The sequence below is a fragment of the Paenibacillus sp. P32E genome (genome assembly GCF_001909085.1).
GTDB classification, from domain to species: domain Bacteria; phylum Bacillota; class Bacilli; order Paenibacillales; family Paenibacillaceae; genus Paenibacillus_AQ; species Paenibacillus_AQ helianthi.
Window position 1 is genome coordinate 107,319 of record NZ_LVYY01000057.1, and the last position, 25,015, is coordinate 132,333.

23 protein-coding genes and 3 pseudogenes are annotated in these 25,015 nt (G+C 40.8%); 22 read left to right on the plus strand and 4 right to left on the minus strand.

The features are described 5' to 3' along the window. Positions 1–98: 98 nt before the first annotated feature. From A3848_RS33350 to A3848_RS26715, 7 genes and pseudogenes are all read left to right on the plus strand, one after another. Positions 99–246: pseudogene (locus A3848_RS33350) on the plus strand (DUF255 domain-containing protein); the annotation flags it as partial. 278 nt (positions 247–524) lie between these two features. Next, complete coding sequence (locus tag A3848_RS26690) at positions 525–1,178, plus strand: lysozyme inhibitor LprI family protein (RefSeq protein WP_074087992.1); 654 nt, start codon at positions 525–527, stop codon at positions 1,176–1,178. Positions 1,179–1,445: 267 nt separating this feature from the next. Beyond that, on the plus strand, positions 1,446–1,781 hold the full coding sequence (locus A3848_RS26695) for a hypothetical protein (protein WP_074087993.1): 336 nt from the start codon (positions 1,446–1,448) through the stop codon (positions 1,779–1,781). Between the two features lie 398 nt (positions 1,782–2,179). After that, positions 2,180–2,341, plus strand: a complete 162-nt coding sequence (locus tag A3848_RS33510; protein WP_371916104.1) for an IS3 family transposase — start codon at positions 2,180–2,182, stop codon at positions 2,339–2,341. A 258-nt stretch (positions 2,342–2,599) separates the two neighbouring features. Further along, positions 2,600–2,707: pseudogene (locus A3848_RS26705) on the plus strand (DUF255 domain-containing protein); the annotation flags it as partial. 277 nt (positions 2,708–2,984) lie between these two features. Continuing rightward, complete coding sequence (locus A3848_RS26710) at positions 2,985–3,653, plus strand: hypothetical protein (RefSeq protein ID WP_074087994.1); 669 nt, start codon at positions 2,985–2,987, stop codon at positions 3,651–3,653. Between the two features lie 279 nt (positions 3,654–3,932). Further along, the gene (locus tag A3848_RS26715) at positions 3,933–4,076 is read left to right on the plus strand and encodes a site-specific integrase (RefSeq protein ID WP_178382088.1); all 144 of its coding nucleotides are present in this window, start codon (positions 3,933–3,935) and stop codon (positions 4,074–4,076) included. 136 nt (positions 4,077–4,212) lie between these two features. Here the strand turns inward: A3848_RS26715 and A3848_RS32495 are convergent, their stop codons facing one another. Further along, a complete protein-coding gene (locus tag A3848_RS32495) occupies positions 4,213–4,386 on the minus strand; it encodes a hypothetical protein (RefSeq protein WP_178382089.1) in 174 nt (57 codons plus the stop codon). 175 nt (positions 4,387–4,561) lie between these two features. On the opposite strand from A3848_RS32495, the gene A3848_RS26720 reads away from it, so the two are divergent. The 4 genes and pseudogenes from A3848_RS26720 to A3848_RS26735 all read left to right on the plus strand — a co-directional run bounded on the left by A3848_RS26720 (position 4,562) and on the right by A3848_RS26735 (position 11,670). Beyond that, a complete protein-coding gene (locus A3848_RS26720) occupies positions 4,562–6,007 on the plus strand; it encodes a recombinase family protein (RefSeq protein ID WP_256702568.1) in 1,446 nt (481 codons plus the stop codon). Positions 6,008–6,244: 237 nt separating this feature from the next. Beyond that, positions 6,245–10,183, plus strand: a complete 3,939-nt coding sequence (locus A3848_RS26725; protein ID WP_074087999.1) for an nSTAND3 domain-containing NTPase — start codon at positions 6,245–6,247, stop codon at positions 10,181–10,183. A gap of 181 nt (positions 10,184–10,364) precedes the next feature. Then, positions 10,365–10,523, plus strand: a pseudogene (locus A3848_RS26730) (DUF255 domain-containing protein); the annotation flags it as partial. A gap of 139 nt (positions 10,524–10,662) precedes the next feature. Further along, entirely contained in the window at positions 10,663–11,670 is a 1,008-nt protein-coding gene (locus A3848_RS26735; protein WP_074088002.1) for a PIN domain-containing protein, read from the plus strand. 23 nt (positions 11,671–11,693) lie between these two features. On the opposite strand, the gene A3848_RS26740 is transcribed toward A3848_RS26735, so the two are convergent. Then, positions 11,694–12,635, minus strand: a complete 942-nt coding sequence (locus A3848_RS26740) for a HEPN domain-containing protein (protein ID WP_074088004.1) — start codon at positions 12,633–12,635, stop codon at positions 11,694–11,696. Between the two features lie 187 nt (positions 12,636–12,822). On the opposite strand from A3848_RS26740, the gene A3848_RS26745 reads away from it, so the two are divergent. From A3848_RS26745 to A3848_RS26755, 3 genes are all read left to right on the plus strand, one after another. After that, a complete protein-coding gene (locus A3848_RS26745; protein ID WP_074088005.1) occupies positions 12,823–13,740 on the plus strand; it encodes a hypothetical protein in 918 nt (305 codons plus the stop codon). Between the two features lie 359 nt (positions 13,741–14,099). Beyond that, on the plus strand, positions 14,100–14,261 hold the full coding sequence (locus tag A3848_RS26750; protein ID WP_074088006.1) for a DUF255 domain-containing protein: 162 nt from the start codon (positions 14,100–14,102) through the stop codon (positions 14,259–14,261). Positions 14,262–14,298: 37 nt separating this feature from the next. Further along, positions 14,299–16,224 (plus strand): thioredoxin domain-containing protein, encoded by a 1,926-nt coding sequence (locus tag A3848_RS26755; protein WP_074088008.1) that lies wholly within the window; start codon positions 14,299–14,301, stop codon positions 16,222–16,224. A 122-nt stretch (positions 16,225–16,346) separates the two neighbouring features. On the opposite strand, the gene A3848_RS26760 is transcribed toward A3848_RS26755, so the two are convergent. Next, positions 16,347–17,114: a PaaX family transcriptional regulator C-terminal domain-containing protein gene (locus A3848_RS26760; RefSeq protein WP_083612410.1), complete on the minus strand. Its 768-nt coding sequence runs from the start codon at positions 17,112–17,114 to the stop codon at positions 16,347–16,349. Between the two features lie 226 nt (positions 17,115–17,340). On the opposite strand from A3848_RS26760, the gene A3848_RS26765 reads away from it, so the two are divergent. Together A3848_RS26765 and A3848_RS26770 are read left to right on the plus strand one after the other, a co-directional pair. Continuing rightward, entirely contained in the window at positions 17,341–18,027 is a 687-nt protein-coding gene (locus A3848_RS26765; protein ID WP_074088011.1) for a metal-dependent hydrolase, read from the plus strand. A gap of 162 nt (positions 18,028–18,189) precedes the next feature. Beyond that, a complete protein-coding gene (locus tag A3848_RS26770; protein WP_074088013.1) occupies positions 18,190–19,176 on the plus strand; it encodes an aldo/keto reductase in 987 nt (328 codons plus the stop codon). A 187-nt stretch (positions 19,177–19,363) separates the two neighbouring features. Here A3848_RS26770 and A3848_RS26775 read toward each other — a convergent pair whose 3' ends face one another. After that, complete coding sequence (locus tag A3848_RS26775; protein ID WP_074088015.1) at positions 19,364–19,579, minus strand: hypothetical protein; 216 nt, start codon at positions 19,577–19,579, stop codon at positions 19,364–19,366. Positions 19,580–19,744: 165 nt separating this feature from the next. Between A3848_RS26775 and A3848_RS26780 the strand changes: the two genes are divergently transcribed. From A3848_RS26780 to A3848_RS26805, 6 genes are all read left to right on the plus strand, one after another. Then, entirely contained in the window at positions 19,745–20,584 is an 840-nt protein-coding gene (locus tag A3848_RS26780; protein ID WP_074088017.1) for a DegV family protein, read from the plus strand. Between the two features lie 256 nt (positions 20,585–20,840). Continuing rightward, a complete protein-coding gene (locus tag A3848_RS26785) occupies positions 20,841–21,545 on the plus strand; it encodes a response regulator transcription factor (protein WP_074088018.1) in 705 nt (234 codons plus the stop codon). Beyond that, positions 21,523–22,941 (plus strand): sensor histidine kinase, encoded by a 1,419-nt coding sequence (locus tag A3848_RS26790; RefSeq protein WP_074088020.1) that lies wholly within the window; start codon positions 21,523–21,525, stop codon positions 22,939–22,941. The genes A3848_RS26785 and A3848_RS26790 overlap by 23 nt, the downstream gene beginning before the upstream one ends. A 34-nt stretch (positions 22,942–22,975) precedes the next feature. Next, entirely contained in the window at positions 22,976–24,082 is a 1,107-nt protein-coding gene (locus A3848_RS26795; RefSeq protein WP_074088021.1) for an AI-2E family transporter, read from the plus strand. A gap of 106 nt (positions 24,083–24,188) precedes the next feature. After that, complete coding sequence (locus tag A3848_RS26800) at positions 24,189–24,536, plus strand: Asp23/Gls24 family envelope stress response protein (RefSeq protein ID WP_074088023.1); 348 nt, start codon at positions 24,189–24,191, stop codon at positions 24,534–24,536. A 79-nt stretch (positions 24,537–24,615) separates the two neighbouring features. Continuing rightward, positions 24,616–24,981, plus strand: coding sequence for a hypothetical protein (locus tag A3848_RS26805; protein WP_074088024.1), 366 nt, complete (start codon positions 24,616–24,618; stop codon positions 24,979–24,981). Positions 24,982–25,015: the final 34 nt, after the last annotated feature.

Consider the following 25,015-nt stretch of genomic DNA (forward strand, 5'->3'; position numbering starts at 1 on the left):
GGTGCCTTTTTTCAATTTTACGCCTCCTCCCACCATTTTGGGTAAACTAACCCTAAGCAATACTTTACCCAAATCCCACTGAAAAGAAGTGATGCCCGATGACAACTCAAAAAGTACCCAATAGATTAGCCAAGGGAAAATCGCATTATCTGCTGCAACACGCACATAATGCGGTACTGGTTCCCTTGGTCGGAGGAGGCATTTGAAGTCGCGAAGCACGACAACAAGCCTGTCTTCTTATCTATTGAGTGTAGCTAGTTGATGATTCACACGTACCTGTCATTCTGAGATGTTCGTGTGAATCAATTTTAAGATGCCTTCGCCATTGGAATTGGCAAAGGTTTTTTGTTTTATTATTCGTATTTTTCCATTTCATAGTATAATATGAACTTAGTATATAGGACAAATAGAGTTATGGTTTGTTCGTTTATTTAATTGTATTCTGTAGATCGACGAAGTTCGTGAATATTACGTTATGTGCCATTACCGGTAAATATTATAGATAATATATAAGGAGATAATTTATGAAAGGTAAGATACTCTTATTATTTTTTATTACGATAGTGTTTTCATCTTGTCAAAATACTAGTCAATCGACTACCTTTAACAGCGAAACTAAATCAATATTGAACACTGAAATGCCTCCTGATGTAGTGAGTACAGGTGATGGAACAGAATCGAAAGAAATAACTGAAGGTCGGTCAGAACCTTCTAACAATGAAGTGTTATCCATGAACATTGGGAACTATGATTTTACTGGAGAATTTTATGATGAAATGCTTCGAAATCCTATTGATCATGATTATGAAGTGGAATTTAATGAATTTCAAAATTCCAAAGAGATTATTACAACATTGGGATGGGGGGCTTTGGAAAGCAAATATACAGAGATTTGGGATAAAGAGTTGAATCAAATATATAAAAAGCTTCTTTCTAAGTTGGATAGAGAACCAAGAGAAGCACTAACTGAATCGCAGAAAGAATGGTTACAGTATCACTTAAGGGAAACAAAATTTGTAGAGAAGACATTTATTAATAATGGTTACCTTGGATCACAAGGATCGGTAAGCCTAGGCACGGTTATACGGGAGAGAATTAGGGAAAGAACAATGCAATTATTTGAATATCGATATTTGCTAGATCGTGAAGTTGAGTTTTTATACCAAAGCAAAAAATAGAGTTGGAATCTTGATCAAAGGTTTTTGGTGATGCTTCGAGGACAGTAACGGCGCATATCACTGCATTCACGCTGCGGGAGCTTAAGCTCCCTTGGTTCGGGCTGAGGAGCTTCGGAGAAGCAGAGTCAGCCGGACAACCCTGCGAGCATAAGTTGATGACCCGTTCCCTGCGGTCACTTAAGGCTCTCGGGTTCGTGAATACCACGACGTTATAAGAAATCAAGGCGAGGAAATAAAATTAAAAACTACTGTATTGGTGGGTAATTCATGAACGTTTACTATATTAATTCTTTAGTTCTACTTACAGTAATGAGGTTCAAGATAAAAAGTATCAAGCCTAAAAAAGAAGAAGTAATGAATTACATCACTATAAATCTAGATCAGGAACTAACAAATGACCAATTTCAAACCTCTATCAAACATATAACTGAAAGTGGAATTTTAATCAATGATAGTGATGGTTACGATGTTCATATCGGATTATGGCATATATATGTAGAAATTCTTCAATACAATGATCTTAATAATACAAAGGAGAACTTAAAGATTGTAGAAAATCGAATAAAAACACTTGAGGATAAAGTCAAAAATAGAAAATCATAAGAGATTATTTTGTATGCTATTCTTATAATACAGTATTCACGCTGTGGGCCATTCGGCCCTTGGTCTGTAGAGGCATTTCGAGAAGTGGAATCAGCAGACAACCCTGCACTGGCTAAGCCCGTCTGACCCGGGGCTAACGCCCCTTAAGCCAGTTAGGGTTGTAGGATACCACTTGGGTGCAAGTTACAGTGCCAAGGAGATTTGTGGACCATTAAGCAGATCTTGAAGCAGCGTGTACAGCCTGAGAAGCCAGGCCCATTCTCCTCTCGGATAATGGGCCGCAATTTCTCAGTCATGCTTTTGCAGAGATGTGTATGGACAAAGATGAGCACCTTATTCATGAACGAATACCGCCCAAAATGCTGAACATGAAAGCATATATTTAGTCTTTCCACAGCATTTTAGAACGAGATCTGTACAGCAAAATGTACTTTGAAACCTTTAAAGAAGCGTGTGAGATCGTCACAGAGTACATTGGATTTTACAACGAGCGACGCTTTCACAGTAGTTTAAACCGATTGAGTCCTAGCCAATACGATGCAGCTTGGAGAGCAGGCTAGTTTGGATGAGGTGGAAATCTCACTTAAAGAAACTGCGAAATACAGAGATTTCAAGAGAATGACTCCATAATTATGGCGACGAACCATACCGAAGAAGCAGATCACTTTTAATTATTTGCTATTTCCCTCAGCCATTTGGGTAAAATACATTAAGCTTTATTTTTCAAAGAATCCAACACGAAAAGAGGTGATGCCCCATGACAACTCCAAAAGTACCTAAAAGTACCCAATAGATTAGCCAAGGAAAAGTCACCGTATTTGCTGCAACACGCACATAACCCGGTGAACTAGTTCCCTTGGTCGGAAGAGGCTTTTGAAATCGCCAAGCGCGACAATAAGCCTGTCTTCTTATCTATTGGGTATAGCTAGTTGTTGATCCATAAGAACTTGCCATTGGTGAGATGTTTGTGTGAATCAATTATTTATTGAAACTTCTGCCGGTGTTTTGGCATTTTTTTTTGTTTGAAAATAAGGTGGTAATCGCCATATTCTTTCATTATATAGTATAATATGACTATAGTTCATTGGGGCATTCGTTCGAATTATATTTGAATATTAAGATGAAATTGGTGATTTTACGAAGTTCTTGAATGTAACGTTATCCGATAGGACGTAGTAAATTATTTTATTTGGAGGAATTAAAGTGGAAAAAGCAATAAACCCAGCAGACAGAAAAACATATGCAATTAAAGATTGGTTGATTAATTTTGGACCAGACCATTTAGGGGAGTGTATGGTATGCAGTAACACTTTGAAGATACGTGCTGATCATACGCAGGGGAAAACTGCTCATTTTTGGCATAATCAGCCACACACTAATTGTCCTACAATCAATCAAAATTCTCTTGGTTATAATAATCTATATCCCACAACCGTTGATGAAGAAAATGCAAAAAAAGTTAAAGAAGAATTTGTTGCTAACTATTATTATATCTATTTAAAATGTGACCAATTATGCGACGGAGGGCTTAAATTTACTGTTTTTAGAAACTTAATCGAAAAAGCCAATAAACAAAGAATATGGTTTTACAAGGATTTGTCAATTGATTATATTCCTTATATTCTGCTTACTCTTGATGAGTCATTTAAATTAAGTACGAATTATTCCAAAAAAGCTTTCTACTTCTGCTTTGAACCCAATTTAAGAAATTATGATGATTTATGGATTAGAACTAACCTTAAAAAGAAGATATGGAGAATACATACTGACGAATCAAAAAATATCGAGGAATTTATTATTAACAATGATTTACCAAAAGAGCCATTTTGGGTTGAGAAATCAAGAGAAAGAATAAAAAATTCATTAAAGTGAAAGTACCTAAGGGTCTTTGATAATAACGAATTCACAAAGGTTATGGCTGCAGCAACCCTGCGAGGCTATTGTATGAAACTCGGCAGTAGTGTAAGAATTGAGTTGTTATGCATAGCGGAATTATTGAAAGAGGGCTGGATAAATGGGGAATAATACAAAAAGATACAATTTTCAAAAGCTAACTCCTATTTCGCATGCACATTTTGATTCAGTAGAGAATAAATGGCCACGAAGGTTGGCAGGGTAAAACCTATCCGTATTAAGAAACAGATTGATGCATTGAAAAAGTATCTACGGGGCAAGAATATCCGGGATTCTCTATTGTTTGTGCTTGGCATCAGTTCAGGCTTGCGGATATCTGATTTACTCAAGCTACGGGTGGAAGAGGTATATAATCAAGATCGGATCAGCATCCGTGAGTAGAAGATTCTGTATCTTTATTCTTTCGAGAATTCATTGAAGTATTTGAAAAAGGCGGAACGGGAATTCATCCAAAATAGCCTGAAATAAAAACAAGCCGGTGCGTTAGTGGTATACGCACCGGCTTGTTTTTATTTTGTTAAGATTCGGACTTGTCATGTGTAGAATAGTTTGATTTGGGGAGGGGTATGTCCATTTCGGCCTCAGCTTGGTTGTTTCGGCTAATGAGTTCAGCAATATGTTCATGAAACTCTCTTAATGCCTTGCGGGATGGTTGATTGATTTCTTTAACTATATACTCACATTTCTTCATCATTACGCCTCCAATAATTTACAGTTGTCATTTTCGATAATGTGACTTCAAAAATGTTCAACATTCTACTTGGAAGGCGGCAAAATCTTAACACGTTTGGAGTGGAGAATCTTATGGAAAGTAAAGCAATTAAACACGTAGCCATATATCTAAGAAAATCTCGTGATGATGGCGAATTCGAAGACGTTCTCTCGAAGCATCGAATACCCTTCTAGCCTTGGTCGGAAGTCGGAATTGGACCTATAGGCTATATGAAGAGGTGGCTTCAGGGGAAAAGATCGAGGCCCGGAAGGAAATGCAGAAGTTACTTCGGCATGTCGAAGACAAATTGTATGATGGTGTGGTTGTCATGGATATTGACCGTCTAGGCCGTGGAGAGAATAAGGATTGGGCACTCATTAAAGATACATTTTTGAACTCGGAGACGGTGATCATCACCCCAAGCAAGATATACGATCTGGAAGTGGACAATGACGATGTATCATTTGATTTTATGTCCATCTTCGCCAGAATGGAGTACAAAACGATTAAGCGCAGAATGAAGCAAGGAAAAGAAGCAGGAGCTAAGAAAGGCATGTGGACGAATGGTAAGCCACCATTTCCCTACTATTATGATAAGAACACAAAATCGGTACTGGTGGATGAAGGCAAGCGCCCTATTTACCGGGCCATAGTTGAAAAATACCTTAGTGGAATTAATCTTGGGCATATTGCGATATGGTTAACGGATAACAAGATACCTACGCCATATAACATTAAGCCGGATGGAAGGGACAAGGGATGGTCTAATGTGACCGTACAAAGGCTGCTATTGAGCGAGATTCATCTTGGGTATATCACTTACGGGAAAACACGAACAAAACGTGGTCAGGTGGAGATAGTTCCAGAAGAAGAACGAATCAAGGTCATGGGAACACATGAGAAATTGAAGACACAGGAAGAACATGATGCCATCGTAGAATGTTTAGTGAAGAACAGGCTGATGAATCCCAATAGCCGGAGAAATATATTTCCACTGTCGGGATTACTCTACTGTGAAAAATGCGGCTGTAGAATGCAATTTAGAGGGGGGAAAAGCAAGAAACAGGGTCAATATTGGAGTGCATTATGCTATCACCATTATAAGGATGGCAGCAAATGTGAGCAGAAGGGTAAGGTGTTGGACGAAGAATTTTTCGATGCTTTATATGAACGGATCATTAATGTAGACCCGAATATGTTGCAGGAGATCGAACTGCAAGGTCGAGGTTATAACGATACGAAGACCATGATTGCCGTGAAGGAGCAGGAGTTGCAAAAGCATAAACGGGCATTAGTTAAACTACATGAATCCTATGAAGAAGACATTATTACGAAGCAGGTCTTTATGGAGCGGAAAATAGTTAGAACTAGACAGATTCAGAAATTGGATGAAGAGCTGAAGGATTTGCGGAAGGTGGTAGTAGATGAAAGCAATTATCCTACGATGGGGCAGATTGTTAAACGGATTGGGCAGTTTAGGGAGTTGTGGGATGTAGCGGTGACAAGTGAAGAGAAGAATCGGGCGTTGAAGAAGCTGGTGGAGCGGATTGTGTATAATAGGGAAGGGAATCGGGTGGAGTTGACGGTTTGTTATAGGTAGTCTATCACCAAGAAACATATATTACTAATAGTTCAAAGCTCCTAAAAATTTAGGGGCTTTTTGTTTTAAGGAAAGAGGAAATACTCTTATTTTGCAGAAAGTATAAATATGAGATTTTACTGAGTTAAAAAGATTTATAACCATAATTGTAAAGAATAAATTACAATCGTAATCATGCATTAAACATATTGTTTTATCGCCATAAACTTTAAATGTGAAATAAATTGAGGTGGAAATATGTCAGTAGAAAAGACTGGACCTAAAGGATATGAATATCAATACATAGTATCTGCAAATATTTTACTTGAGGTACTTGATAAAGAAAATATTCAGGTATTTATTGAAAGTAAGAATGGAGAAGATCTACAGATCGTTTTTGATGAGAAAAATGAGAAATATATATATGACATCCAAGTAAAACAAAGAAGTCGCCAAATAGAAATAGATGAATTTTGTCTATGGATGAGTCACTTTGAAGAAAGAAGTTACGAAAGTAACTTGCTAACGAAATTAAATTCTGATAACAATAGATTTGTTTTATTTGTAACCAATTCACGTTGTAAAGATAGTGTTAGTAATTTTGTGAGCAATAAGGAACTATTTAGTTCTATAGACATATCAATTAATGATAACGTTATAGAAGATATGCGATTTAAAATAATTGAAGGGTTCTCAAAGGATAAACCTTTAGAAGTAAAAAGGAGAAATTTTCTACTACAGTTTCTCTCCCAGGTAAATAATAATGAATTTAGAAATATATTGAAAAAAGCTAGAGTCAGAGATATGCAAGAATATGAGTTAGTACAAGAAAATATTTATAGGATATTAAATAGGAAATTTTATGTTCCTCAAAGTGAGGTTGAAGAAGTCACCGGAAAGCTTGTGGAATTAGTGAAATATGGGAGAGATAGTGGGCTCGACATTACATCAAACATTCTAAAATTATTAAGAGAATACAACGGGAATAGAGTTTTTAACTATGACGATAGATTAGTGGAAAGATCTGAAAAAGAGTCATGCCTCAGAATTTTAGGTGAAACTAATGTTCTGTTATTTACGGGATTGTCCTTTTGTGGAAAAACATATTTAGCAAGAGAAATTGGACAGTCATTCCAAGAGAATGGATATAAAGTATTGGTCACAAGTGATTTATACGGTGATAGTGGTGGAATAACATTTTTAAGACATAGCAGTTATGAGGACAGATTATTGATTTTGGAAGATCCCTTCGGACAGGTATATACTAATGAAAAGTCAGCTGAAATAGTCTCAAACTTAAAGAAAATAATTTTTGAAACTAAACAAAACAGAAAAATTATTGTAACAACTAGAAAAGATATACTACTCAATGTGATGCATAAAGATCAAATTTCTAATTGCAATATTAATAATAATGTTTGGATCGATTTAACCGTTACTGATTCAAAGTTCGCTGAAGAGATATGGAGCAATTATTACGGAGATTCACATGATTCATTGAAACTATATGCCGGTATCAAAAATTGGCTAAAACGTAATGAAGGAATTAGTTTTTTACAACCAGGACAAATTATGCATTTATATTTTTCTGAAAATGATATAAAAAAACTTGAAATACTTGATGAAAACTCAATTATTGGTTTATCACGGGTAGATTCTAGCGAGTTAGCCCAGAAAATTGATAATAGAGGTGCGATTTGCAAAAAAATATTTATTGTATTAGGAATGAGTTGCAATACTATTAAAAAGTTACATTTAGACGATTTAGCTTTTATATTAAGTAATTCACCAGATGAGCCAGGGATTGATGACTCTTTAGAAAAAGGGATTTCAATTGTATATGGTGCAGGAAAAAAGTCCAAACCTAAACACCCTACATACTCGATGCTATATAACATTAATAATGATTACAAAAGTGAAATTAAATATTTGTTGAACCATGGTTATATTAAAATTGAAATTATTTCCAAGAAAATTTACTTTTCACATCCAATCTATCATTATGCAAGTAAACTTTTATTTCAATCTTGCAGCGATGATATTTTTGATGCAAGTGAAATATCTGAAGTAGCCAAGCGTGCTTTAGCGTCGTTAGATAAAGATATAAATCTATGTGCAATAAATTTATTAGAATGGTATTACAATAATAAGAAGGAAGATCATATTAAACAAATGATTTTTAGATGTTTAGACTCAATTTACCCATCAGTAAAGGATAGAGTTATAATTTTCTTTAATAACAACTTTTCTGAACTAGATGAACAGGAGCAAAAGAAATTTGCGGATTCGATTAAATTTCAAGACACTGCTGAAAATGAGGGAATATTATGGCACAATGGCAATCCATATTTTAATTTATCTAAAGAACGTGAATTTAGTTTTTTCTGGCTTCTTGGAGAAGATAATGAGAGTAAGGCTTTGAAACTAAAAGAAAAATTTATTGGGAATGAAATTTTGTCAGCTGAAGACATGTGGTATTTACTGAATTCTAAAAGTTTGTATCTCAACGACTCAGTAACTTTAGATTTGTTAAAATTAGGTTTAACGTATGACGAAAGTTTCATTAGGGAAAAGAGTATGTTTACGTTATTTAAGGACTATGCTTATCAATTTAGTGATCTGAAAAAATATTTTGACTTACATGAGCATCCCAATGTGATCTTTAATTTATTTAAAGGTGCATTAACAAGTTGGAATAAATACAATTTTGAATTTAAAGAAGAGATAATTTATTTTTATAAAAATGCACTATTTGTGACTACAGTTGCATTACGCTCAGTAAGGTTTTTAGAAACTTTTGAAGATGAGCATTCTAATGAGGGAATTAGCTGGTCGGAATTTAGTGAGCAAGAGAAAAGGGAGTTATGGTTAGTATGGTATGACGTTTTTATTGAATTATTACAAAAATTCCCTTCGAAGTTTATTACTATGAATGAAGCTCACATGGTAAATGTAATTAGAACTTCTTTAAAATATATTTTTGAGGAAAGTAAAGTTGTGGGCCTAACTAGTGCTTGGATAGAATGGATGGATGAATACTCTAAGTATTATTTTGTTGATGATTATGGTATGAGTGTAGCAAAATACTTAATGGAAGGAACTAAAGATGAACGAACATTAAGACAAAATGTATTTGATAAATTAGTTAGTGCTAGTAAAACAAGTTTTATTACGACTCATATTAAGACATTTGTGGACTATTGGGAATTATTATCGAATTATGAAAAAAGTACAATTTTTAAGTTGCTCAACTCAGAAAGAACTGATATAAATTGGATAATTGCAGTGATTTTAAATTGTGATATTGTACCTAGCGAAATTCAAAAAACAATTTTTGGAGAACTGTTATTTGAGAAAAACATTGAACAAATTGTTGATCGTTTAGATGCTCGAAATCTTTTGGAATATTGTGTTAATATACACTGTGGATTTCCACAACCTCTTTGGTGGAACGGGTATCATCATAATAATTATGAAGTTTGGGATAAAGTTATTTTAGAGGTTCTAAGAAGAAACAATACGTATAACAGATCATTTGATATTTCCCTGAGGGAATTGATAGATTGTTTATACAATCATAATAGAACCAGATTTAGAGAAGGAATCAAATTCTTAAAGAATGAATTTTTATGTGATCCCAGCAAGAGGGAATTAATGTTTAACAAACTACTAACAGTAACAATAACTCAAAATCAAGTCAATAAAAAATTATGGGACATATTAATTGATATGAGCGAAGATACGGAGCTTCAGTTTTATTTTGAAAAAATAGTAGAAGTGATTGAATCGGTCCAATACTACCAGACTAATTATGGCGATCTCTTAGGTTTATTCGATAAAGAAATTGTTTTTAATGAATTAATTCCTAGATTAGACTCGGACGAATTAATAATTCAATTTTGTAATACACAATATGAATTTAAGAAAATTTTTGATGGAGTTAAGATCCAAAATGGCGACCTTAAAGAAAAAATGAATACTGCATTTATTTTGTTTATTAACAAAGTATATAGTACAGATCCTCCTAGATTATCACTATCAAATAAATTTGTACTAAAAACTATGAAGAAATTAAATATTACTGATAAAGAAACAACAGATATGATTGAGAAAAATCGAAAATTTCAATCAGACACTGCTGTAAAAATGAAGGAACGATTTAATGATGAATATAAGCTTGATAACTGGATTGAATAATTATCTGTAACATTTTCTATGTATTGGCTAAATTAAAATCACACTATGAATCTGATGGGAGTGGCTCTTGAAAAACTAAACGATGTAGTTTTTTTATTCCCTGAGCCTTCCCCCACCATTTTGGGTAAACTAACCCTAAGCAATACTTTACCCAAATCCCACCGAAAAGAGGTGATGCCCCATGACAACTCAAATAGTACCCAATAGATTAGCCAAGGAAAAGTCGCCGTATTTGTTGCAGCATGCGTATAACCCGGTGAACTGGTTCCCTTGGTCGGAAGAAGCTTTTGAAATCGCCAAGCGCGACAACAAGCCTGTCTTCCTTTCTATTGGGTATAGCTAGTTTAGTGAAATATTTCCGGTTGCTATTGGCGGATGTTCGCGTGAATCAATTTGAAATGTAACCTTTCAATTTTAATTCTGTTATGATAAAAATTAAATCCCGAAAATTAACATTTCGTACAAAGAGGAGGGGGAATATGGAAAAAAAGAGTTGTGTTGTTTTTGATACTAATATTTGGGTGTGCGATACATATTTACTGAAAACACCTGTAGGTATATCTACTTTATATTATTTGAATACAAACAAGATGGTTATTGCTTTACCTGAAGTAGTAGAACTAGAGATGAAAAAACATTATTTGAAATTAGGAAATGAAGCAGTGAAACATATTGAAAAGCATTTTGAAACAATAGAGATTCTGATGGGTGAGAGAGACAAATACCACTTGCCAACTAATGAAGATTTGATTATGGCTTTCGATAAGCAGATTAATTTGTTGGAACATTTGATTATTAAAATTCCTTTAACTCTCCAACAAGCACGGAAGGCTTTGATGAAAACAATAGATGAAATTCCTCCCAATGCGTATAAGAATCAACAATATAAAGACTCATGTATTTGGGAAGCAATTATGGACTTGGCAAAGGAACATAAGGTTTATTTTATAACTCAAGATAAAGGTTTTTTTGAAAATAGAGAACCAAGAAATGGATTGGCTAGAGAACTTAAAAGAGAAGTAAGTGGGCATAATTTTGAAATTTACATATATGAAAGTTTAAACATTTTCCTTAATGATATTAAATCGAAAACACCAGAACTTAATCGGAGTAATTTGTCTGAACAGTTATACCGTAAAATTTTAAGCGACTATATTCCAGAAAATGAAGTATTAAGAGAAATGAAATCATGTGAACTTTCAATATTTTTGACAGAAAAGCTCAATTTTCTATCAATTTCCTTCATCCTTGAAGTGAAGGCCGAATTTCTAGAAAATGAATCAGAGGAAGCCCATTCAGGTTTTGTTAAATTTGAAGGTGAATGTTTTTACGATTCATTTTTGAATCAAGTAATCAGCGTCCAATTAAGTACTATTACCTACTATAAGGAAGATGGTACAAAGAAAACACGAACAGTTTATATGTCTGCACTTGCGTCGTATGGAAGAGATTCTAAGAAATACATGATAAGAAATTTGATTGAATAATATTCATTTAAATGAATGTATAATTACACAGGAAAATATCTACATAAGATAATTTCATTTTTCAATTCAGCAATAATGTCTTTTTTATTTTTTCGATATTCTAAATATTTTAAAATAGACTTCCTAACACATTCGCGGAGGTAAATAATATCTTTTTCTTGTATGTTTACGTTGCCTTCGTGGACAAAATTCGACCTTTTGGAGTATAAGTTCTTAAGCTTGGAGAAAATTATCAATCGTTCTTGTTGATCTTGACTAATGAAGACTGCGCAACGTTTAGACATATCTATTTTTTTGAAGTCGCCTTTTATCAAAAATAGCATTTCTAAGCATGTTATCAATAACAAGAGAGCATTTGCATAAGTAAGCTGATGATATGATAAGTCATAGAGCAAGTAGCATTGATTTAGATGCTGATCTTCAAATGGTATTTTAATTGTGCCAAGAGTTTTATTAATAAACTCTGCCTCTTCTTTTGTTAGAGAAGAGGCAATTGGACGGGAATAAGCCTCTTGAAGTGGTGCTTTTCCTTGCAAAAATAGTGTTTTAGTGTTATTTGAAGTCATTGAATAGATGTTATAAACAAATTCTTTAAAACGAATGGATTGTTCTGCAATTAGCCGTATTGTCCTAATTTGATTGTCCAGGATTGTTAACTCATTAGAAATTAATTGATGAAGTGCTTCAATAGAATCATTAGCCTGTTTGGGAGGAAACACAATCTGGTATTTCTTAATTGCACAAGCAATATTAAGGGAGCTATCTATAACAGCAGAATTATAACTTCTTCTCAGTTCTATTGCATTCACATTAAAAATTTCATCTAAATGGGATATGTTTGGGACCAAAGACATTCTCTCAATACGATAGTCGTTTAAAAGGTTAATATCAAATATTTTTTCATCAACTCCAAACAAAATAACATGTATCTCAACTAAGAAACAAGAACTTAGATTTTCTTGCATATTATTCTCCTTCCTGCGAGAAATATAACCGACTATAATTCATTCTCCAGGTGAAATAAATCGCTATTCTTTCCTGAAAATATTTATGATTAATATATCTGAATTTACTTGATGTACATATTTCTAGTCAATCACTTTTCTGGTTCAAAATATTAAAATTTTTTAAATGGCTATTAGGAGGATATTTATGAGTTCCTATGAAGGGAAATATTTTAAAGATAGAGATTTCTATGATTATGGAATTGACTATGAATTATTAAAGCTAAGAGAGAAATTTAATGAAGAAATAGACCAATTAAAATTCTACAGGCGTACTCTCTCTGAGATTACCCAATTTGGTTCGATTAACTTCAAAAGTTTACCAGACGCTGAAATGAAGATTATTGAATGCTATTTAGAAAATGCAACAATAGATGATCTTGAAAAAATAATGCATTCTCACAGAGATGATGTACGAGAAGAATTTTCATGGATCAGTAAAATTGAAGAATTAGAAAAAGATCTAGAAGAAAGAGACTCATTCGTTCAAACTATTATAGTAAGAGAATATATGAAACAATTACAAGTACATAATAAAATGTGTTTTGTGAATGCTTACACTATTTTAGATGATTATTTAAATGAAATAATCAAAGTGTTTGGTATGTATCTCAATGATTTTCTTATTGAAACGAGTATAAAAATAAGTTATAAACAACTAAATGAATTTGACAATAAAACAGACCTAAGAGAACACTTTGTTGATAGTATTATGATTAGCGATAAAAATATGTCGGGTGCTTTCAGTAAAGTTAAGTATTTATTGAAACACCTCAACCTTACTAACAACGATATGTTAAATGAAATAAAGATTTTTAATGAAGAAAGAAACTGTATAGTACATAATAGAGGGCTTTATAATAAAAAATCGATTAAAAATATTGGTGAGACCTTAGTTGAAAAAAATAATTTAAAAATCGATAGTAAAGTTATATTAAATAACAAAAAAGTTGACTCTTCAATTTTTCTCATAAAAGAAACTTTAAGTTATCTTATTGACATAGCAATAAAAGAGTTTTGCGACACTGGACCAATAAATTTAGACAGTTACGAATTAACGGAGTGAATGGTTTGGGAGAGCCCGTACTAGTAAAAATAAAAATGACTATAAGTATGATTTTTCGGAGTCTTCCTAAGACTTGATTATTTAGTTGGTACTTTCCATAGAAAGAAACCAATAATTCGCAGTGCTTTTTCGGAAAATAATAATGAATACATACACGCTCAAGGTGGCAAGTTGTAATAGATTGGGGGATTTTGCCCGTTTTAAGTTCGTTCTATTTTCCTATAGGGTAAATAAATTATTAAATCACTATGAGGTATTGCCCTCCAAGTAATTTCCCCTTGAGCCTTCCCCCACCTTTTTGGGTAAACTAACCCTAAGCAACACTCTACCCAAATCCAAGCGAAACGAGGTGATGCCCCATGACAACTCACAAAGTACCCAATAGATTAGCCAAGGAAAAGTCACCGTATCTGCTGCAACACGCACATAACCCGGTGAACTGGTTTCCGTGGTCAGAAGAGGCTTTTAAAGTCGCCAAGCGCGACAACAAGCCTATCTTCTTATCTATTGGGTATAGCTAGTTGTTGATTCACACGTACTTGTCATTGGTGTCACGTTATGGAACGCGAAAGTTTCGAAGACCAGGAAGTAGCGAAGCTTCTTAACGATCACTATATCGCCATCAAGGTAGACCGCGAGGAGCGGCCGGATATTGATGCGTTATATATGTCGGTGTGTCAGGCGCTGACGGGGAGCGGGGGGTGGCCGCTGACGGTGCTGCTGACGCCGGAGAAGAAGCCGTTTTATGCGGGGACGTATTTTCCGAAGCGGCAGATGTTCGGGCGCATTGGGCTGATGGATGTGCTGGAGCAGATTCACCGCAAATGGGAGCAGGATGGTGAAGCGCTGGACAAGCTTGGAGATGATCTTCTTGCGGATCTTCAGTCACTGGACCGCAAGAACTCGCTAAGTGTCAGTGAAGGAAGTGAGGGAATTCCCGGGGAAGAGCTGCTGCACGAAGCCTATGAGCTGTACCGCCGTCAATTCGATGAGGAATACGGCGGGTTCGGCAATGCGCCGAAATTCCCTTCGCCGCATAATCTGTCGTTCCTGCTGGCCTATAGCCAGACATACAACCAGCCGGAAGCGCTGCGTATGGTCGAGAAGACACTGGAGTCGATGTACCGGGGCGGCATGTACGACCATGTGGGCTTCGGGTTCGCGCGTTATTCCACGGACCGGGAGTGGCTGGTGCCGCATTTTGAGAAAATGCTCTACGATAATGCCCTGCTGGCGATTGCTTACTTGGAGGCTTACCAGATCACGAAGAAACCGCTGTACGCGGAGGTCGCTGAGCAGATCTTTGCGTATGTTGAGCGTGATATGACTTCGCCGGAGGGTGCTTTCTACTCAGCGGAGGATGCCGATTCCGAAGGGGTGGAAGGGAAGTTCTACGTCTTCTCCCGAGAGGAGATTGAAGAAGCACTTGGCCTGGAGGATATGCATTCCTACTGCCATGTGTACGGAATAACCCCTGAGGGAAATTTTGAAGGTGAGAATATTCCGAATCTGCTGGAGGGCTTGCCTGACGTGATGGCGGAGCGCTTGGGTATGAATCCGCTGGGTCTCCGGACAAGGATGGAGGAGTGGCGTGAGAAGCTGTTCGCCTACCGGGATCAGCGTATCCATCCGTCAAAGGATGACAAGGTGCTCACTTCCTGGAACGGGCTGATGATTGCGGCGCTGGCGAAGGGTGCGAAGGCGCTGCAAAAGCCCGAGTGTGCCCAAGCCGCAATAGCGGCGGCAGACTTTATCTGGGACAAGCTGCGGCGAGAGGACGGCAGGCTGCTGGCCCGCTACCGGGACGGTGAATCTGCGATTCCCGCTTATCTGGATGATTATACGTTTATGATCTGGGGCCTGACTGAACTGTACGAGGCGACGGGTCAATCCGTCTATCTGGAGCGGGCGCTGACCCTGAAGGATGGACTGCTGGAGCTGTTCGTTGACAAGGAGAAAAGCGGATTCTTTTTCACGGGGCATGATGGGGAAGAACTGCCGATCCGTTCCAAAGAATGGTATGACGGAGCGATACCTTCGGGAAACTCGGTGGCTGCGAAGCTGCTGTGGAAGCTGTCGGTAATGAGTCAGGATGTAGAACTGAAGATGGTTGCTGAGCATACAGCAGCAGTGATGGCTTCGGCAGCATCTGCTTATCCGCCGGGCTACGCCATGTATTTGCAGGCTCATCTGGCAATAGCATCTGGCGGCAGGGAATGGGTGCTATCCGGCAAACGGGAAGACGCTGCCCTCCACAGCATGTTGGCCCACGTCCAGCAGGCGTATCTGCCGGACGCGGCACTCCTTGTCAACTGGGAAGGGGATGCCGAAGGGATTCTCCGTCTGCTGCCGCATCTGGCGGACAAACCAGCCATGAACGGGGAAGCCACGGCTTATGTCTGCCGGAACTTCGCCTGCCGTGCTCCGGTAACGAATATGGAAGCGGTCAGGGAGCTGCTGGTCTCCGGCCATAGTGAAGTTTAGCGATAGAAATATGAAGGGCAGCCTGCGGTTTGGGCTGCTTTTTGTGATTTGTGCTTTTTTCCGGGGCAGCACAAAAAAGCCAACCATAGGTCAGCTTCTTCATCTGCCGCAGCTCATACGGCTCACCTGATAAATTGTGCATAAAAGGAATCCTGGGGAATCGCTCCAGCGAGTGTAGCCCCATATTCATTCATTTGTTGAAGAACGCGTTTGCCTGACCAATTGTCCGGCAGCAGTTCATCCGGGAGGTACGGGTCGGTCATGAACATCCCGCTTAGCTCCTCGCCCATCTGCAGATATAACAGGAAAAGCTGTAAAGGCTGCCCGGCCTCAAGCGCCTCATGCATTAATGGAGCAAACTCCTGCTGCAGCCAGCCTGATTTCTCCTGATATAAGGTATGGACCTTATCGAGCTGCCAGATGGACTGTGCTTTGAGCGGTGTAATCGAACCTTCCAGGAATTGGCCCTGCAGGATAGATACCTTGCCTTCGAGCTCCAGCTTCCGGATCTGTGCAACGACTTCATTACGGTAATTCCATGGAGAAATGTACACACTGTTATACAGAGGTCCATAACCTAGCTGTAAAAGCGCCGAACGAAACAGGTCGCGTTTTTTGCGTTCGGATTCAGGGACTTCGAGCATGACCACATCCCAGGTCTGATCCCACTGCTCCTGATAACGGGCGGGCTTGCTGTTAATCGCCTTGATGTATGCGAGGCCGGCTGCTGTAACTTGATACCAGGAGCGCGACGGGGATGTAATATAACCTTCTTTTTTCAGGCGGGATAAGGCATTTCGGATATAGGTGGAGGTATACCCCCTTTGTTGGTAGATCTCTACAAACTGCTGGGCGCCCATCTGCTCCACTTTGGATAACAGAAACAGCATGGTTTTTTCAACGGACAGCAACGTTCTTCACACCTCTCTTGACAATAGGCATTGATGGATATATCATAAAGTCATACGAACGGCATAAAAATAGTTATATTAACGATTTCCGGTGACGACCGGACTTCTGTGTATTTGGTGTCATTGTAACGTAAACTTTAGGGTTTTGCACGGTTTAGTCGATTTGCACCCAATGAATTTCCATTCGAGAAGAGGAGAGATACTTATGAAAATCATTTATCATGGCCATTCCTGTATACAGATTGAGGTGAACGGCAAGTCGCTGATTATCGATCCGTTTCTCAGAGGCAATCCTGCTGCGGTCACCAAACCGGAGGATATTCAGACGGATATGGTGCTGCTGACACATGCTCATGTGGATCATATTCTGGATGCAGCCCCGATTGCACTGCAGAATAATGTGCCGGTTGTGGCGAATGTGGAGCTGGCAGGCTATATGGAAGGGAAGGGCGTCCAGACCATTGGGATGAACATCGGGGGGACGGTTGATTTTGGTTTTGCGAAGGCGACGATGATCCATGCGTTCCACACTTCAAGCATTACACTAGAGGATGGACAGCGCATCTATGGAGGTACACCTGCGGGCTTCATTATTGAGGCGGAAGGACGCACCGTTCTGCATTCGGGAGACACCGGACTTTTCGGAGATTTGAAAATGTTCGGCGAGCTCTATGACATCGATCTGGCGATTCTGCCGATTGGTGGACATTTCACCATGGGACCGGAGCATGCGCTAATCGCCGCCAAATGGCTGGGAGCCAAACACGTGCTGCCGATTCACTACAATACTTTTCCGCCCATCGTGCAGGATGTGGGAGCTTTTGTTCAGGCGCTGGGTAAGGCCGGGATCAAGGGAACACCGCTTGCCTATGGGGAGTCGCTTGAGCTGTAAGAAGGCCGAAGATAGGGTGAAATAGCAGAAGTTTACAGATGAAGGACATCATTTTGGTGATGTTCTTTTTTTGCGTTCATATTTACATCATTAGAGGAACTGAAATTTAAGCATTGGAAGCCCCTATGGTATGATAATTAGAATAAAGGAGGCGGTTTGGAAATGAAGACCAGAATTCTGGGAAGTGGCAAGCTGCAGGTTTCGGCGCTGGGACTGGGCTGCATGGGGATGTCCGACTTTTACAGCGGTCGGGATGAAGCGGAATCCATCCGTACCATCCACCGGGCACTTGAACTGGGTGTGACTTTTTTGGATACGGCAGATATGTATGGAGTCGGGAAGAACGAAGAGCTAGTGGGACAAGCGATTAAGGGGCAACGGAATCATGTGGTGCTCGCCACCAAATTTGGCAATGTGCGGAGTGCAGAAGGGAAAATGCTCGGTGTAAATGGCCGTCCTGAATATGTGAAGTCTGCCTGTGATGCCAGCCTTCGGCGTCTGGGAGTAGATCATATCGATCTGTACTATCAGCACAGGGTAGATCCTTACACACCGATCGAGGAGACTGTAGGCGCGATGGCTGATCTCGTAACGGCGGGAAAAGTCCGCTTCCTCGGTATGTCAGAAGCGGCTCCCGGAACGATCCGCCGTGCCCATGCGGTTCATCCGATCACGGCGCTGCAGACAGAGTACTCGCTATGGAGCCGCGATGTGGAGGATGAGATCCTGCCTGTTTGCCGTGAGCTTGGCATCGGTTTTGTTCCGTACAGCCCGCTGGGCCGGGGATTTCTTACCGGTCAAATTCAAACATTCGAGGATTTGGCGGAAGACGACTATCGCCGTTTTTCTCCGCGTTTTCAAGGGGAGAATTTCGCCAGAAATCTGGATCTGGTGAAGCGTATCCGGGAGATTGCTGCGGCGAAGGAATGCGAGCCTTCCCAGCTGGCGTTGGCCTGGCTGCTTGCACAGGGTGACGACATTATTCCGATTCCCGGTACGAAGCGGTTGAAATATCTGGAGGAGAACATCGGTTCACTGGATGTCAGCCTAGATGATGACGATCTGAAGAGCATTGATGATGCTGCGCCACTAGGAGTGGCAGCCGGAACCCGCTATCCGGAACAGAGCATGAAGAGTGTGAATCTCTAGTACAGAAGACTGGTGATTAGTGATCTGACATTAGATTCAGGGAACAGTTATAAATGTCCATGAGGATACGACAAACAGGCAGTGGCGTAGGAATTACGCTGCTGCCTGTTTTTTGCCACAATATTATACGCTTCACGCCAGAAATGATCCTTATGTGTCTCGCTGGAAATTCAATTCCTTAACTGGTTTATGACTTCTTCTCCGGCTCCTTAGGAGTCGTCCGGGACGGCCGGGTTACCCAGTTGCTGCGGTTCATTGGCTTGACCGTATCAATGCGCGGAATGAAACTCTCCTCAGCCTCTACAGGCTGCATTTGTCCCTCTGTTTCCTCTGACGCTATATTTTTCTTCGATAGACCTCTTCCGTTATGTTTGCCTTTATTCCATACTCTTCCCTTGCTCATGATTACACTCCATTTCTGTAGGCTTATACTTTCACCATATCACATCACGAACCGTTAAGAAAGATCGGAAAGCATAAAACAAGACTTTTGACAAGTTATAAAATGTACTATTGATTGCCCATCAGGCTGGCTATAATAATATAGAATTGAAAGGAGAGCACTCTGATGCCCATCAAGATCATTACCGACAGCGGTTCGGATTTACCCCTTGAATATGCAGAGAAATATAATGTGGATATCGTTCATTTGCCCGTTCACTTCGAGCATGATCTCATGCCGGAAGATACCGATACGAAGGCTTTTTATGCCAGAATGCGGGACTCCAAAGAGCTGCCGAAGACGGCCAGTCCCAGTCCGCAGGTCTTCCTGAACAAGTTCAAAGAAGTGGAAGCAGGCACTGACATTATGGTCGTCTGTATGTCATCCAATATAAGCAGCACTTATCAGACCGCATTGATTGCCAAGGAAATGTATGAAGAAGAAGGCCAACCCAATGCGATTGAAATTATAGATTCCAAAACCTTTTCCGGGGGCTTATCCCTCCTTGTCGCCATGACGGCTAAATGGTCACTGACCTGCTCAAGCCTAGAAGAGCTTAAGGCTATGGTTCTGGACAAAGCCGAGGAAGTGACAGCCTACTTTACCCTGGACACCCTGGAGAATGTAATCAAAGGCGGGCGTCTGAACCGGTTATCCGGTGCCGTAGCTTCCGTGCTGAATATTAAGCTGCTGCTGAAGATCAGCGACGAGGGGACTGTCGAGGTGGTTGAGAAGACACGGGGTCTGCCGAAGGCACTAACTCATCTGCTGGCGAAGCTCGAAGACAAACAGCATGATTACGAAAAGGCGGTTATCGCCATTGTACACAGCAATTGCGAAAAACTTGCGCTGGAGATCAAGGAGCGTATTCTTGAGAAGCACCCTTTCAAAGAGATTTTGTTCTCCAGTATGGGACCTGTGATGGGTACATATGCCGGAGAAGGCGGAATCGGCGTGGCTTTTTAACCACCGCTCCGCCCCTCAGCAGTCAGGCCGTACCTGGGATTCGCCCGGTGTACGGCTTTTTTTAAATTTAAGAATTTATATGTTTCACGCTATAACTTATCCTTATATTTACTGCCCTTAGAAGGACGGCCAAACCGTTTCTGCTTGCTTCAGTAAACTTTATCTATTCTTAAGATTTGGTTTAGACAGGATAAAGAATGGCAGGCTATAGTTATAATTAACGCACCTTGCGGAAAAAGATAGAGGGGGATTCACGATGTATACCATTCTGATTGCCGATGATGAATCGGAAATTGTAGAGCTGCTGCAGCTCTATTTGGAGAAGGAATACAACATTCTGCAAGCACAGAACGGAAATGAGGCGCTCAAGCTGATGCAGAGCCATACCGTTGATCTGGCGATTCTCGATATTATGATGCCGGGCATGGACGGGCTGCAGCTGCTGAAGCGAATCCGTGAAAACAATCATTTTCCAGTGCTGTTTCTATCAGCCAAAAGCCAGTATCATGATAAAATCCTGGGGCTTGAGCTGGGGGCGGATGACTATATTTCCAAACCGTTCAATCCGCTGGAAATTGTCGCCCGTGTAGGGTCGATGCTCCGGCGGGTTCACCAGTTCGACGCCCCGGCGGTACAAGAAGCGAAGAAGGAACAGATCGTGCTCGGACGCCTGTTGCTCGACCGGAGCAGCTGTCAGGTACAGGTATCGGGAGAGCCAGTTAGCTTGACCTCTACAGAGTACAAAATTCTGGAACTGCTGATGGAGCAGCCGGGCCGGGTCTTCACCCGGAAGAAGATTTACGAAGCCGTATGGGAAGACTTTTACGTCTATGAAGATAACAGCATCATGGTGCATATCAGCAATATCCGGGACAAAATTGAACGTGATTCCAAGAAGCCGGAATACCTGAAGACGATCAGGGGATTGGGGTACAAAATTGAAGCACCCGTGGAAAAGTAGGGATAACCGTCCGCTGCAGACGTCACTTACGCTGGATTTCCTGCTATTCAATTGTATGCTGCTGATGATTGTACTGATAGTCTACCTGTTCATCCAGAAGGATATCACCCATCTGATTCTGAACAAACAGCTCACGGACCCGAATCTTTCCGTCGAGGCTGGGGATTACCGGGAAGAGCTGGGCGAGGGTATACAGAGCAGGCGGCTGCTGCATAGCGGAGGATGGCTGGAGATCCTTGATTCCGGTAAACAGGTGATCCGCGTCATTGGAGAGAAGCAGGATCAGACCCTCTCCTATGATGAGAATAGTCTCTTTCTGGGATTAGAGAACCGCACAGATCAGCCTTATTACTATTCGATTACCCAACTAGATGGAGAGAGCCACGCAGCCTGGCTGCTGCTCAAAATCCCCCGAAGTGTAATCAAAGTATCCATTAACAACGTTGTACTGGTTTCCTATTTGAATCATTCTGTGTTTTTCTATGTGTTTATGGTCAGCGGATTAATTCTCATGCTGATCTTTGTATACAGCTATTGGGTCACAAGACGCATCAAGAAGCCGCTGCGGGTGCTGAATCTCGGTCTGAAGCAGATGATGGAAGGGCACTACAGCACACGGATTGCGCTTTATGCCGAGACAGAATTCCTCCGGATCGGCGAGAGCTTCAATTACATGGCCGACGTGATTGAGAAGACAACAGATGAGAAGCGGAAGGCTGAGAAAAGCAAGCAGAGGCTGATGGTGGACTTGTCTCATGATCTGAAAACACCGATTACAAGTATCCAGGGCTATGCGCAGGCCTTGATGGAAGGCCGGGGGACTGACCCTGAACGCCAGACGAAGTACTTGAATTATATCTACACCAAATCGGTGCAGGTGACGAAGCTGATCCAGCATATGCTGGAGTTGCTGAAGCTGGACTCTCCGGATTTCATTCTTCATACAGAACGGCTGGAGCTGGGGGATCATCTGCGGGAGATTGTTGCTGATACCTACGGCGAAATTGAGCAAAAAGACTTCCAGCTTCAGCTTCAGGTTCCAGATGAAGAAGTATATGCCCGCTATGATCCGGAGCTGTTCGCAAGTGTTATCAATAATCTGATCTCCAATGCGCTGGCCTACAATCCTGAAGGGACCAGCCTGCGGGTAACCGTCATCCCGGAGGATACTGAGGTTCGTATAGAGATTGCAGATAACGGAATAGGCATCCCCAAAGAGCTCTGGTCAACGATTTTCGATCCGTTTGTACGTGGGGACGAATCCCGGACGGCAAGTGGCGGAACAGGGCTTGGATTATCCATTGCGAAGAAGAACGTAGAGAAGATGGACGGTTCGCTTACGCTTGAGAGCAGAGAGGGAGAACCAACGGTTTTCACCGTCCGTATTCCAAAATAGGACGGCAGGATGAATTCAGGAACGGGAGAGGGTCATGGCCAAATTAAATTTGTTTATCCGCATTTGTATCGCTGTGCTTTTGGTGCTGGGAATTATTTATGTAGGCACCCTAGTGAATTTTATTTTTACACCGGTTTTCTCGTTATTCCGTGTGGTCATCGTGCCTTTAATGCTGGCGGTGTTCTTCTATTATCTGCTGCGGCCGCTGATTGATCTGCTGGAGTCACGGAAGCTGAACCGTACGGCAGCTATTTTGCTGGTCTATTTGATCATAGCCGTGCTGTTCATGTGCTTCAGTGTAGGAGTTTGGCCATCGCTGAAGAATCAGCTGGTGAATCTCGGCAATAACATGCCAAACGTGTTCACGGCCGTGGGCGAACAACTGAAGAAGCTGGAGGAGAGTAAGCTGTTATCTTCGCTGATACCTGCGGATATGAATCCGGCGGGCCAACTGATGGATTATCTGAATAAAGGCTTTTCCCTGATGACGAGTTCTGTATCGGAGTTGTTCTCCTTTGTATCCAATTTTGCCATGGTGCTGTTTACTTTTCCCATTCTTCTGTTCTACATGCTCAAGGAAGGCGGTAAGTTTGGCGCAAAAGTGGTGAGCTTTTTCCCGAAACGCTTTCAGGCAGAAGGCGCTGGGGTGGTTTCCGACATTGACGGGGCGCTCAGCGGATTTATCGTAGGCAGAGTACTGGTGAATCTGGCCCTTGGCGTATTGATGTATATTGGGTTTTTGATTATAGGCCTGCCTTATGCGCTTCTCCTGACACTGCTAGCTGTGTTGATGAACTTTATTCCCTTTATAGGAGCAATTCTGTCAACAGTTCCTATCTTAATTATCGGACTGTTTGAGTCACCTTCAACGGCAGTCTGGTCCATTGTGGTTGTGCTTGTTGCCCAGCAGATTCAGGATAACCTGGTAGCACCCTATATTTTTGGAAAAAGCCTTGATATCCATCCGATTACTACGATTATTCTGGTATTGGCCGGTGGGGATTTTGGCGGTATTATCGGTATACTCCTGATTATTCCGGTCTATATGATGCTCAAAATTATTACAGTGAAGCTGTACCAGATGTTTATCCGGCAGCGCTGGCCGGAAGAGCCGCAGCTGGCTGCGGATTCAGGAGAGTAAGCCTATCTGTACTTGGTAGATATTAGGCGCATGCATTCGAAGTGAATTTTGTACGAAGCGATTCGGACGATGCTTAAACTAACCATACTTTGAGGAGGAACTTACCATGGATCAAGGTGTTCAAAAAGGGCTTGTTGATATTTCTGATCGGGTGATATCGGCTATTATTAGCTATGTAGTTATGGATACTCCGGGGATCGCAGGAATGTCCGGGAGTTCCGTTACGGGGAATCTGGCCAAACTTCTGGGCAGCAAAATCGGGGCTAAAGGAATGTCCGTGGAAGTGTCAGAGGAGGAGGTTGCCGTTCATCTTCAAATCATAGTGGACTATGGCTGCCGGATTCAAGAGGTATGTAAAAGTCTGCAGTATAATGTCCGCGGGGCTGTGGAGAATATGCTTGGCCTGACGCTGGCTGTTGTCAACATTCGGGTGGAGAAGCTGGCTCTTCCATAAACCTGGTACACAGTATAGGCACCGTGCTCTGGGCAGATGCATAGAATGGAGCAAATCCATTTACGGAGGTTATAAAGCTATGTCATTCTATCAGTCCGGCCAGCCTGCAACGTTGATCTATCAGGCCGATCCGGCCGTTGTCCAGCATCTGCACCGGGTCCGCGATTCCCTGCACCACTCCTGTAAGCCTTATCTTAATCACCAAGTCAATGTACAGATGATTGACGGTCAGATGCATGAAGGAACGATTGCCGGAATGGACTGCAAGCATCTATATCTCATGGTGGGGGGGACCGCAGATATGGAGCGCGGATATTACAATCCATACTACAATCCCTATTACCAGCCTTATCCAGGCCCGGGCTACCCTTACCCTGGACCCGTCAATAACAATGGGATTCTGCCGCTGGTGCTATTCGAGCTGCTGGCCATATCCTTGATCTGACCCTTTCCAAATTCCCAAAGACATGAACGTGATG

What these genes read in the sequence shown, in the direction of transcription:
- A3848_RS26690 (WP_074087992.1), top strand. Translation starts at nt 525, where the DNA reads ATGAAAGGTAAGATACTCTTATTATTTTTTATTACGATAGTGTTTTCA.
- A3848_RS26695 (WP_074087993.1), top strand. Translation starts at nt 1,446, where the DNA reads ATGAACGTTTACTATATTAATTCTTTAGTTCTACTTACAGTAATGAGG.
- A3848_RS32495 (WP_178382089.1), bottom strand. Translation starts at nt 4,386, where the DNA reads ATGAAGAAATGTGAGTATATAGTTAAAGAAATCAATCAACCATCCCGC.
- A3848_RS26725 (WP_074087999.1), top strand. Translation starts at nt 6,245, where the DNA reads ATGTCAGTAGAAAAGACTGGACCTAAAGGATATGAATATCAATACATA.
- A3848_RS26735 (WP_074088002.1), top strand. Translation starts at nt 10,663, where the DNA reads ATGGAAAAAAAGAGTTGTGTTGTTTTTGATACTAATATTTGGGTGTGC.
- A3848_RS26740 (WP_074088004.1), bottom strand. Translation starts at nt 12,635, where the DNA reads ATGCAAGAAAATCTAAGTTCTTGTTTCTTAGTTGAGATACATGTTATT.
- A3848_RS26745 (WP_074088005.1), top strand. Translation starts at nt 12,823, where the DNA reads ATGAGTTCCTATGAAGGGAAATATTTTAAAGATAGAGATTTCTATGAT.
- A3848_RS26750 (WP_074088006.1), top strand. Translation starts at nt 14,100, where the DNA reads ATGACAACTCACAAAGTACCCAATAGATTAGCCAAGGAAAAGTCACCG.
- A3848_RS26755 (WP_074088008.1), top strand. Translation starts at nt 14,299, where the DNA reads ATGGAACGCGAAAGTTTCGAAGACCAGGAAGTAGCGAAGCTTCTTAAC.
- A3848_RS26760 (WP_083612410.1), bottom strand. Translation starts at nt 17,114, where the DNA reads ATGCTGTTTCTGTTATCCAAAGTGGAGCAGATGGGCGCCCAGCAGTTT.
- A3848_RS26765 (WP_074088011.1), top strand. Translation starts at nt 17,341, where the DNA reads ATGAAAATCATTTATCATGGCCATTCCTGTATACAGATTGAGGTGAAC.
- A3848_RS26770 (WP_074088013.1), top strand. Translation starts at nt 18,190, where the DNA reads ATGAAGACCAGAATTCTGGGAAGTGGCAAGCTGCAGGTTTCGGCGCTG.
- A3848_RS26775 (WP_074088015.1), bottom strand. Translation starts at nt 19,579, where the DNA reads ATGAGCAAGGGAAGAGTATGGAATAAAGGCAAACATAACGGAAGAGGT.
- A3848_RS26780 (WP_074088017.1), top strand. Translation starts at nt 19,745, where the DNA reads ATGCCCATCAAGATCATTACCGACAGCGGTTCGGATTTACCCCTTGAA.
- A3848_RS26785 (WP_074088018.1), top strand. Translation starts at nt 20,841, where the DNA reads ATGTATACCATTCTGATTGCCGATGATGAATCGGAAATTGTAGAGCTG.
- A3848_RS26795 (WP_074088021.1), top strand. Translation starts at nt 22,976, where the DNA reads ATGGCCAAATTAAATTTGTTTATCCGCATTTGTATCGCTGTGCTTTTG.
- A3848_RS26800 (WP_074088023.1), top strand. Translation starts at nt 24,189, where the DNA reads ATGGATCAAGGTGTTCAAAAAGGGCTTGTTGATATTTCTGATCGGGTG.
- A3848_RS26805 (WP_074088024.1), top strand. Translation starts at nt 24,616, where the DNA reads ATGTCATTCTATCAGTCCGGCCAGCCTGCAACGTTGATCTATCAGGCC.